The sequence below is a fragment of the Nocardioides sp. genome (genome assembly GCF_035547795.1).
Classification (GTDB): Bacteria; Actinomycetota; Actinomycetes; order Propionibacteriales; family Nocardioidaceae; genus Nocardioides.
Genome location: NZ_DASZUF010000206.1, coordinates 1 through 10,782, shown reverse-complemented (window position 1 = coordinate 10,782; position 10,782 = coordinate 1). Strand labels below are relative to the sequence as shown.

Annotated in this window: 9 protein-coding genes; 2 read left to right on the top strand and 7 right to left on the bottom strand. The window is 72.0% G+C overall.

From position 1 onward, the window contains the following. The 5 genes from VHA72_RS15365 to VHA72_RS15345 all read right to left on the bottom strand — a co-directional run. The coding region (locus tag VHA72_RS15365; RefSeq protein WP_325576757.1) for a glycosyltransferase family 2 protein at positions 1-828 on the bottom strand (828 nt) is incomplete at its 3' end. A 13-nt stretch (positions 829-841) separates the two neighbouring features. After that, positions 842-1,975, bottom strand: a complete 1,134-nt coding sequence (gene ftsY, locus VHA72_RS15360) for a signal recognition particle-docking protein FtsY (protein ID WP_325576754.1) — start codon at positions 1,973-1,975, stop codon at positions 842-844. Between the two features lie 60 nt (positions 1,976-2,035). Then, the gene (locus tag VHA72_RS15355) at positions 2,036-3,439 is read right to left on the bottom strand and encodes a glycosyltransferase family protein (RefSeq protein WP_325576752.1); all 1,404 of its coding nucleotides are present in this window, start codon (positions 3,437-3,439) and stop codon (positions 2,036-2,038) included. Positions 3,440-3,505: 66 nt separating this feature from the next. Beyond that, on the bottom strand, positions 3,506-3,697 hold the full coding sequence (locus VHA72_RS15350) for a hypothetical protein (protein ID WP_325576750.1): 192 nt from the start codon (positions 3,695-3,697) through the stop codon (positions 3,506-3,508). A gap of 64 nt (positions 3,698-3,761) precedes the next feature. Beyond that, a complete protein-coding gene (locus tag VHA72_RS15345) occupies positions 3,762-4,202 on the bottom strand; it encodes an acyl-CoA thioesterase (RefSeq protein WP_325576748.1) in 441 nt (146 codons plus the stop codon). Positions 4,203-4,353: 151 nt separating this feature from the next. Here VHA72_RS15345 and VHA72_RS15340 point away from each other — a divergent pair, with 151 nt between their 5' ends. Then, positions 4,354-5,187 carry a class I SAM-dependent methyltransferase gene (locus VHA72_RS15340; RefSeq protein ID WP_325576746.1) on the top strand — a complete coding sequence of 278 codons (834 nt, stop codon included), beginning with the start codon at positions 4,354-4,356 and terminating at the stop codon, positions 5,185-5,187. Here VHA72_RS15340 and smc read toward each other — a convergent pair. Both smc and VHA72_RS15330 read right to left on the bottom strand, forming a co-directional pair. Beyond that, entirely contained in the window at positions 5,155-8,694 is a 3,540-nt protein-coding gene (gene smc, locus VHA72_RS15335) for a chromosome segregation protein SMC (RefSeq protein WP_325576744.1), read from the bottom strand. The genes VHA72_RS15340 and smc overlap by 33 nt on opposite strands. 109 nt (positions 8,695-8,803) lie before the next feature. Further along, on the bottom strand, positions 8,804-9,541 hold the full coding sequence (locus VHA72_RS15330) for a TetR/AcrR family transcriptional regulator (RefSeq protein WP_325576742.1): 738 nt from the start codon (positions 9,539-9,541) through the stop codon (positions 8,804-8,806). Between the two features lie 85 nt (positions 9,542-9,626). Between VHA72_RS15330 and VHA72_RS15325 the strand changes: the two genes are divergently transcribed. Further along, on the top strand, positions 9,627-10,782 hold a 1,156-nt coding region (locus VHA72_RS15325), incomplete at its 3' end, for an MFS transporter (RefSeq protein ID WP_325576740.1).

Below are 10,782 nucleotides of genomic sequence, written 5' to 3'. Positions count from 1 at the left end.
CAGCGCGGTCAGCCGCAGGGCACCCGCCGCGGCGGCGTCCTCGACCGGGAAGTCGCGCAGCAGCGGATGCGGCAGGCCGACGACCGGGAAGGCCGCCCCGGCCGACTCCACCGCACCACTCGGCTGCACCAGCAGCGGCGCGGCGGCCAGCACGCCCGAGGCGTCCAGAGCCGCCACCAGGGGGTCGAGCCAGGTGCCGTGCGGGACGGCGTCGTCGTGCAGGAGTACGACGATCTCACCGGCGGGCCGGGCCTCTCCGCGCACTACCCGCACCGCCGGGAACCGCAGCAGCGCGTCCAGCACCGATCCGTCGGGGGCGCCCCCGGTGGCGTCCCGTACCAGGATCTCGACGCCGTCGCCCACCGTCTCGGCGGCGGCCCGGCCCGCGGCCAGCGCCCGCTCGGGCGCCTGGGCGCAGGTCAGCACCACCGACACCGCGACCTGGCCCCGGTCGCGTTCGGGGCGCGCGGGCCAGGCGGCGTACCGCTCCCGGATCCATGCCGCCAGGTCACCCTCGACCAATCCGGCCGCGGCCGGTGCCAGCAGCGGATGGGTGGGCACCGTCAGCCCGCGCCGAAGCACGAACGTCAGCGGGTCACCCGCGCCAAGCCTGGCCAGCCGTTTGGGACCGAGCCGACGCCGGACGTAGCCCGGCTCGAACAGCGGGTGCGGCGAAAGGCCCGACCCCACGCCGTGATCGAGGTAGTGCCGCACCGCTGCGAGCCGGTCCAGCTGCTGCCCGGACTGGGCGCCGTACCACTGCTCATCGAAGAGGTCGGAGCCGACCAGCAGCTCCTCCTGCTCCGTCGGCCGTCGTCGCAGGCGCATCGCTCGGCCGGCCTCAGCCCAGCAGTGCGTCGACGAACGCCTCGGGGCTGAACGGCGCCAGGTCGTCGGGGCCCTCGCCGAGTCCGACGAGCTTGACCGGGACGCCGAGCTCGCGCTGCACCTGCACCACGATGCCGCCCTTGGCCGAGCCGTCGAGCTTGGTCAACACGATGCCGGTCACGTCGACGGCCTCGCTGAAGACCCGCGCTTGGATGAGCCCGTTCTGGCCGGTGGTCGCGTCGAGGACCAGCAGCACCTCGGTGACCGGCGCCTGCTTCTCGATGACCCGCTTGACCTTGCCGAGCTCGTCCATCAGGCCCTGCTTGTTCTGCAGCCGGCCGGCGGTGTCCACCAGCACGGTGTCCGCCTGCGCCTCGGCGCCGGCCCTGACGGCGTCGAACGCAACGCTGGCCGGGTCGCCGCCCTCCGGACCACGGACGACCTCGACGCCGACCCGCTCGCCCCAGGTGGCCAGCTGCTCGACGGCCGCGGCCCGGAACGTGTCGGCCGCACCGAGCACCACACGGCGGTTCTCCGCGACCAGGATGCGCGCGATCTTGCCGACGGTGGTGGTCTTGCCGGACCCGTTGACGCCGACCACCAGCACCACCCCCGGATGGTCGCCCTCGCCGGTGACCTGCAGGCGGCGGTCCAAGGTCGGGTCGACGAGCTTGACCAGCTCCTCGCGGAGTACGGCGCGGGCATCGGCGTTGCCCTCGACCCGCAGCCGGGTGCGCAGACCCTCGACCAGCTCCTGGGTCGGCCCGACGCCGATGTCGGAGGTCAGCAGGACGTCCTCGATCCCCTCCCAGGTGTCCTCGTCCAGCTGCTCGCGCGAGATCAGGGCGAGCAGGCCGCGCCCCAGCGCGTTGGAGGACCCGGCGAGCCGCTGGCGCAGCCGCACCAGCCGAGAGGCGGTGGTCTCGGGCCGCTCCAGCACCGGCGCCGGCTCGGCGGGCGCCTCCGGTGCCTCGGGGACCTCGACCGGTGTGGTCGTGGTCGGCACAGGCGCGGTCGTGGTCGTGGTCGGCGCCTGCGGTGCCCGCGGCGGCGCGGTGGGCCGCCGGCGGCTGATCAGGGCCGCGGTGGTGCCGACGACCACCAGGGCGACGACGGCGATGGCGACGATGATGAGGAGCAACGTCATAGGCGTCATCCAATCAGAGCCCGCGTCGGTTCCGGCATGGGTGGTCGGCGCGTCCCGGACTCAGCCGAAGAAGCGGTGCACCAGCGTGAACACGTACACCGTGAAGAGCACCCCTCCAGCGAGGATGACCCACCGGGTGAAGCGTCCGCTCACCGTCAGGGCGATGCCGGCAGCGCACAGCGGGACCATCGGGAACGCGTAGCGCGGCACCGTGCCCGTGGAGTGATAGGTCAGATAGAACGTCGCCGGCAGGTAGACCGCCGACAGCGCCAGCCCGGCGAGCCCGGCGATCGCGGCGACGTTCCCCATGCTGATCTGCTCACGACGGGTCATGAGCGCGATGACGACGGTGCCCCCGATCAGCAGTCCGTGCGCCAGCATGATGGCGACGCTGAGTCCCTGGGGAGACGTGTCGAACGGGCTGCTCGAGAACGGCTGGCCCATGTACTGCGCTGCCTGGAGGATCAAGGTCCCGAGGCCGAGCTTGGTGTGCAGGAGCGACTCGGTCAGGCCACCATCGGGCTGGGTCTCGCCCGGGGCGAGGTCGTGGGATCGAAACAGCTCCCACCCGCCCGCGGCGAGCACGGGCAGCACCAGTGCCAGCAGGGTCAGGCGTAGGTTGCGCCCCCGCAGCCGCGGTAGCCGGACCGTCGCCCGACCCTCGCCGGACGGGTGCACGAGCAGTGCCAGCAGCACGGTGATCCCGGCCAACGGCAGGAAGTTCGGTTTGGTGAGCGCCATCGCCGTCGCCGCGATGGTCGCGTAGACGACCCGGCGCGACCACGAGACGCGCAGGGTCAGCAGGAACACGCTGAGCGCACCACACAGCATCGCCATGCTGTCGGGAGTGACGGTGGCCCCTTGGTAGAGGTAGGCCGGGATCGCCATCACGCCGAGTCCGACCCCCAGTGCCGCGACGCGGGAGAGTCGCAGACGAATCAGGCTGAAGGTGAGCAGCGCCGTGCCGGCCGCGTAGAACAGACACGAGGCGATGCGGGCCGCCGTATAGAGGTCGACCCCCAGGGCGTGCAGCGGCGCGGCGATGATCGCCGCGATCCCGTAGTACATGGGGAAGTACAGCAGCGCCGAGTTGACGCCGTGGACCGGTACGTCGGGCAGCGGGATGTGCATGCAGTGTGGGTGCTGGTACCACGGCAGGCCCCCGCGGCAGGTCAGCTCCCAGATGGTCTCCTGCGACAGCGGGCTCGCCGTCTTGGGTAGGTGGCCGTGGAGCAGCTTGTAGATGTAGTCGAAGTGCGGGCCCTCGTCGTACACGCTCGCGGCGGTGTGCTGAGTGGCGACGTAGAGAGCCAGCAGGAAGGTTGCCACGAACGTCGCCAGCACCGTCCATGTCGTCGCCGAGTGCAGCATCCGACGGCCGCGGCCCGGAGCGGCGTGGATACCGCCCGACGCCTCCATGGGGGCGCCGAGGGGGGACGTCGTCTCAGGGCTGCGGGAGGGCACCGGCGCAGAGTACCCAACACCACCGGGCCGAGCGAGACGGCGCGACGCGACTGCCGTGTGACGCTGCTAGCGTCGCAGGGACCAGTCGTGCTCCTGCTCGGGATCCAGCGTCGGCACGGCGTCGGCGGCCCGCTCCATCGCCTCGCCCAGCCAGGGCACCACCGGTGGACGCTCGCCGCGAGCCGGATAGGCGGCGTAGAGCACCACCGCGGCGGCGAGCAGCAGGATCACGACCATGGCAATGACGACGGTCAGCATGACGCGGTGGCCTCCCGAGTAGACGGTCTCGACGCTCTCTACTCTGCCACGGCGGGCATCATCCTCAGCGCAGCAGCGGCGTGACGGCGGTGCGGATCGCCTCCGGCATCGGTACGACGGGACGTGCCGGGTCGGTGTTGTCGACGTACACATGCACGAAGCGCCCCTCGGCGGCCGCCTCCTCCCCCGGTCCCTGGAACAGTCCGATCCGGTAGATCACCGAGGAGGTGCCGATGCGCTCGACCACCAGCCCGGTCTCGACCGGCTCGGGGAAGCCGATCTCGCGCAGGTAGCGGCAGCTGGTCTCGGCCACCACCCCGATCCGAGGCAGCAGCCGCACGTTGGTGCCGGTGGCCTCGAAGAGGTAGGCGTTGACGGCGGTGTCGAAGTACTCGTAGTAGGTGGCGTTGTTGAGGTGCCCGTAGGCATCGTCGTCGCGCCAGCGGGTGGTGATGGTGCGCCAGTGGACGTAGTCGGATCGGGTGGGTGTGGAGCGGTCTGGCATGGCGACACCGTAGTGGGCCCAGGACGGCCGCCGCTCGACAGGCCACGCCGCTCGGTATAGACACTACGCGTACAGTCCCTCGACCTCGGAGCGCCATGCCTTCCCTCTCCTGCAGTGTCTGCGACGGCGAGATGCGCACCAGGCTGGAGCCGTGGTGCTGCAGTGCAGGGAGTGTGGGACGTGGGCCTCGACCCTGGCTGTGGGCATCAACTCGGAGGCGCACCTCGGACTCGACGAGGAGTTGCGCGAGGCTGGTCTGGCCGAGTTGCGCCATCACAACTTCACCGTGATCATCGATCGGCTTGTCGCGCACGGTCTGACGCCGGGGTCGCGTGTCCTGGATGTCGGGTCGGCGCACGGCTGGTTCCTCGCCGCCGCACGCGACAGGGGCCTGCATGCGGAGGGCCTTGAGCCCGACGAGGCGGTCGCCGCTCGCAGCGGTGGCCCGGTGCGAGTCGGGTTCTTCCCCGATGCCTTGGAGTCGGCGGAGAGCTTCGACGCCATCACCTACAACGATGTGCTGGAGCATCTGCCCGACGTGGACGGAGCCGTCGCCGCGTCAGTCCGCCACCTTGCCCCCGGCGGCCTGCTCTCGGTGAACATTCCCAACAGCCGCGGCCTGTTCTACCGGCTGGCGATCGCGTGCCACCGGCTCGGTATGCGATCGGCGTTCCAGCGATTGTGGCAGGTTGGGTTGCCCTCGCCGCACCTGTGGTACTTCGACAGCGCCGGCCTCACCCGGCTCTGCGAGCGCCACGGCGTCGAACTGGTGGCGAGCCTCCCGCTCGACAGCGTCAGCAGGTCCGGTCTGTGGCAGCGCGCGCATGCGGATCGCCGGCCATCGGTGACCAGTGTGCTGGGCGTGGTTGCGGTCTGGCTGCTCGCGCCGGTGTTCAACGGCACGAGCGACATCATGCACCTCGTGTTCCGCAAGAGCCGCGACGATGAGCGCTCAGGCACTCTCCGCCTCGCGCAGCCGCTGTGAGATCACCGTCGAGACGCCGTCACCGCGCATGGTGACGCCGTAGAGGGCGTCGCCGACCTCCATGGTCCGCTTCTGGTGGGTGATGACGAGCAGCTGGGAGTTCTCGCGCAGCTCCTCGTAGATCTCCAGCAGCCGGCCCAGGTTGGTGTCGTCGAGCGCGGCCTCGACCTCGTCGAGGATGTAGAAGGGGCTGGGCCGCGCCTTGAACAGCGCCACCAGGAACGCCACCGCCACCAGCGACCGCTCGCCGCCGGAGAGCAGGGAGAGCCGCTTGACCTTCTTGCCCGGGGGCCGGGCCTCGACCTCGATGCCGGTGGTCAGCATGTTGTCCGGGTCGGTGAGCACCAGCCGGCCCTCACCACCGGGGAAGAGCCGCTTGAAGACGTGGTCGAACGCCTTCTCGACGTCCTGCCACGCCTCGGCGAAGACCTGCTCGACCCGGGCGTCGACCTCCCTGACGATGTCGAGCAGGTCCCTGCGAGTGGTCTTGAGATCCTCCAGCTGCTCGGTGAGGAACTTGTGCCGCTCCTCCATCGCGCTGAACTCCTCCAGCGCCAGTGGGTTGACCTTGCCCAGCATCTGCAGTGCCCGCTCCGCGGTGCGCAGCCGCTTGGTCTGCTCGTCGCGGTCGAAGGCGACCGGCTCCCGCTCGGTGCCGTCCTCGGCCGGCGGCACCGGGACGAGGTTCGCCGGGCCGTAGTCGGCGACCAGCGCGTCGGCGTCCAGCCCGAGCTCCTCCAGGGCACGCTCCTCGAGCTGCTCGATGCGCATCCGCTGCTGGGTCCGGGCCATCTCGTCGCGGTGAGCGGAGTTGACCAGCTCCTCGAGCTGGGCGCCATGCTCACGCAGCGCGGCCCGGACGGCGAGCAGCTCCTGCTCGCGGCCCTTGCGCTGCTCCTCGATCGCGGCACGCGCCGAGGCGGCCTGCGCGATCGAGACCTCCAGCCGGGCCAGCACGTGGACCACGGCGGCCGCAACCGCCTCCGCGGCCCGTCCCTCTCGCAGGGCACGCTCTCGTCGGGCGGCGGCCTTGGCACGTGCCTCACGTTCCTGCGCGGCCGCACGCCGCAGCGAGTCGGCCCGGCCGTGCAGCGCCCGCGCCCGCTCTTCGGAGGTACGCAGTGCGAGCCGGGCGTCCATCTCGGCCTGGCGGGCGGCCCGAGCGGCCTCGACCAGCCGCTCCCGTTCGCCGGTGTCGGGCTCCTCCTCGGTGGTCTGCTCCGCGCTGGCCAGCCGCTCCTCCAGCTCGGCCAGGCCGACCAGCGCCTGCTCACGGGACTCCTGCGCCTTCTCGATCGCCGCGGCGAGTCGCTCGGCCTCGCCGCGGGCGGCCCGGGCCTGGGCGCCGTACTGACCCAGCTCCTCGGCCACCGCCGCCAGGGTCGCATCGGACTCGTGCAGCTTCGCCAGGGCGACGTCGACGCGCTTGTGCGCCTCCAGCCGCTCGGCCTCCAATCGCGACGTCTCGAACGTCGCCCGCTCGGAAGCCGCCACCGCCTCGGCGAGCTGCTCGGCGGCCTCGTCCACCGCCGCCTGGATCTCGATCAGGCTCGGCGCGCTGGAGGAGCCGCCGGACGCGAAGTGGACACCCAGGACGTCGCCCTCGCGGGTGACGGCGGTCAGGCCCGGCTCGGCGGCGACCAGACTCCGCGCGGCTGCCAGGTCGTCCACGACGGCGACCCGCTCCAGCAGCCGGCGCACCGCCGGGCGTAGCGGCTGCGGGCACTCGATCACGTCGGTGGCGTACGTCGCTCCCGCCGGCAGCGCCGGCCACTCGTCGGCAGTGGCCCCACCCCCACCGACCAGGAAGCCGGCCCGGCCCAGATCGTCGCTCTTGAGGTGGCCGATGGCCTCGACCGCGGCGTCGGCGCTGACCACCGCGACCGCGTCCGCCGCGCTGCCCAGCGCGGCGGCGACGGCGGCCTCGAAGCCCGAGCGCACGGTGAGCAGCGCCGCCACCGAACCCATCACGCCCTCGAGCGAGGACGCCAGCAGTGCACCGGCGCCGTCCTTGCGGTTGAGGCCGAGCTCGAGCGCCTCCTTGCGGGCGGCCAGGGCGGAGCGGTCGCGGTCGGCCTGGGCGGCCTCCGCCTGAAGCTTGGCCAGCCGCTCCTCGATCTCCTCCAGGGCCAGCGAGGCCGCCTCGTGCTCGGCGTCCAGGCCCTCCTCACCGGCGTCGAGGCCGGCGACCTTGGTCTCCAGGGAGGTGAAGTCGCGCTGCGCCCGCTCGGCGCGGGCGACGGCCTCCTCACGCGCCAGCGAGAGCCGGCCGACCTCCTCGTCGGCGGCCGCCACCCGCGAGCGCAGGGCGTTGACCTGTCCGGTCAGCCGGGCCAGGCCCTCGCGGCGGTCGGCCGCGGCCCGGTGCAGCGCGGCCACCCGGCGCTCCTCCTCGGCGGCGGCGTCCTCGGCGGCCTTGCGCGCGTTGACGGCCTGCTCCAGGGCGGCACGGCGGGACTCGACCTCGGCGTCGATCGCCACCTCCTGCTCGCGAGCTCGGACGGCGTCGGCCTCCAGCTGCTCGGGATCGCGGCCGCTCTGCGCCTCGACCTCCCGAGTCGCGGAGGCGTTGCGCAGCCGCTCGGCGGCCAGCGACTGGGTGCCGCGGAAGCGCTCGCGCAGCCCGGAGAGCGCGAACCAGGTCTCCTGAGCCTGCGAGAGCGCGGGCAGGTCCTCGCGCAGCGCCGCCTCCAGGGCCGCCTCCTGCTCGCGGGCGGCCGCGATCGCGGCCTCGACCTCCTGGCGCCGGGCGATCAGCACCGACTCGTCGGCCAGCTCCTGCTCCAGCGCGGTGCGCGCGGCCACCAGGTCATCGGCCAACAGCCGGGCCCGCGCGTCGCGGACGTCGGCCTGCACGGTGGCCGCCTGGCGCGCCACCTCGGCCTGGCGACCCAGCGGCTTGAGCTGGCGCCGGATCTCGACCAGCAGGTCGCCCAGCCGGGTGAGGTTGCCCTCGGTGGAGTCCAGCTTCCGTAGCGCCTTCTCCTTGCGCTTGCGGTGCTTGAGGACGCCGGCGGCCTCCTCGATGAACCCGCGTCGGTCCTCCGGTGTCGCGTGCAGGATGGTGTCGAGCTGGCCCTGACCGACGATGACGTGCATCTCGCGCCCGATACCGGAGTCGCTGAGCAGTTCCTGTACGTCGAGCAGCCGGCACGACTGCCCGTTGATCGCGTACTCCGAGCCCCCCGAACGGAACATCGTGCGCGAGATCGTCACCTCGGCGTACTCGATCGGGAGCGCGCCGTCGGAGTTGTCGATGGTCAGCACGACCTCCGCACGGCCCAGCGGCGGGCGGCCGGACGTGCCGGCGAAGATGACGTCCTCCATCTTGCCGCCGCGCAGCGACTTGGCGCCCTGCTCGCCCATCACCCAGGCGAGCGCGTCGACGACGTTGGACTTGCCCGAGCCGTTGGGACCCACGATGCAGGTGATGCCCGGCTCGAGTTGGAGCGTGGTGGCAGACGCGAAGGACTTGAACCCCTTGAGGGTCAGGCTCTTCAGGTACATGCGGGCTCCCTGCTCACGATCGGTGGGACGCGCCATCCTGTCAGAGGCCACTGACAGCACTGCACGGGGGAAGCTCGGCGGGCCCACCCTAACAAGCGCGAGCCCCGGATCAGTGCATCCGCGCGGCAACCGCCTCCAGCCCCGCCAGCAGTACGTCGAGGCCGAACTCGAAGCGCTCTTCGCCGTCACCGCTGGTCATGGCCTCGGCGTGCCCGGCGAGCATCGGGTACGCCGAGGCGGGCAGCGACGCGAAGACCCGCCGTACCCGCTCGACCATGGCCTGCTCGTCGATCGGCTCGCCGGCGGCCGCCGCGGCCTTGGCGCGCTCGACCCAGATCGATTCCTCGGCCGCGATCGCGCTGACGTAGAGCGCCGCCAGGTCGCAGAACCAGGCGGCCGCCTGAGGTGGCACGCCGCCGGTGATGAGTACCGCCATCATCGCCTCGGCGACCCGCAGGCCGCCCTCGCCGGTGGGGATGGTGGCCAGCGCGGCGCGCGCCGAGCCGGGGTGGGCGCGATAGGCGGCGAGCATGTCCCGGATCAGCTGCCTGACCTGATCGCGCCACGTGTCCGCGTCCGGCTCGGGCAGCTCGACCAGGGAGGCGATCCGGTCGATGACCAGCTGGTCGAGCTCGTCCTTGTTCGCGACGTGGGCGTAGAGCGAGGCCGGCCCGGTGCCGAGTGCCCGCGCCACGGTGCGCATCGAGACCGCGTCGTACCCCTGCTCGGCCATCTGGTCCAGCGCGACGTCGACGATGCGGTCCCGGGTCAGGCGCTCCCTGGGCGGCTCGTCCCGGGTCATGACGCGCACCCGCAGCGGCCCCGCCTGCCAGCTCTTCTCCGCCATGTCATGCAATCTACCTTGACACGAACGGTGTTCGTAAGTAGAACGGTGTTCGTCATTTCCCGAACACCGTTCGAAAGGTGCAGGCATGTCGTCCGCACAGACGCTCTCCACCGCCGTCGCGTCCGGCTACCGCTATCGATGGTTCGTGATGGCGGCGGTGATCATCGCCGACGTCATGGACCTCATCGACGGCACCGTCGCCCAGCTGGCCGGCCCGTCCATCCGCCGCGACATCGGCGGCTCGGAGACCACGCTGCAGTGGATCCTGGCGGCGTACACCCTGGCCTTCGCGGTGGGGCTGATCACCTCGGCCCGGCTCGGCGACATCATCGGGCGGCGGCCGATGTTCATCGTCGGGATGACCGGCTTCGCGATCGCCTCGCTCGCCTGCGGCCTGGCCCCCACCGCCGGGACGCTGATCGCGTTCCGCGTGGTCCAGGGGCTCTTCGGGGCGACCATGATCCCGCAGGGTCTGGCGCTGGTGAAGCAGTCGTTCCCGCCGGACGAGCTGCAGAAGGCGTTCATCCCGTTCGGCCCGATCATGGGCCTCTCCGCGGTGCTCGGCCCGATCCTGGGCGGCTTCCTCATCGACGCCGACATCGCCGGCACCGGCTGGCGCGCGATCTTCCTGATCAACGTGCCGATCGGCCTGATCGGCGGCCTGATCGCCTGGCGCTACCTGCCCGACGTCCCGACCACGCCCGGCACCCGGCTCGACCCCGCCGGGTCGCTGCTGGTCACGGTCGCGTGCGCCGGGCTGATCTACGCCCTCGTCCAGGGCCGCGACCTCGGCTGGCCGACCTGGCTGTACGGCGTGATGGCCGCGGCGCTGGTCGTCTTCGCGATCTTCGCGTGGAGCGAGCGGCGCAGCGACCACCCGATCATCGAGCCGTCGCTGTTCGGACACCGCGGCTTCGTGGCCGGCCTGATCTTCCTGGGCACGTTCTTCGTCTCGATGGTCGGCCTGGGCCTGGTGATGAGCCTGTTCATGCAGCTCGGGCTGGGCTACTCCGCGCAGCACGCGGCGATCGCGCAGACGCCGTATGCGCTCGGCATGGCGATCGGCGCCGCCGCCTCGGGCGCCGCACTCGGCCCGAAGCTGGGCCGGCACGTCCTCCACATCGGGCTGGCGATCACCATGGTCGGCCTGGTCTGGTTCGGGATCGTGGCCGGCGGCCTGCAGCACGGCGCCAGCGCGTGGCACCTGGCACTGCCGTTCCTGGTCAGCGGACTGGGCAGCG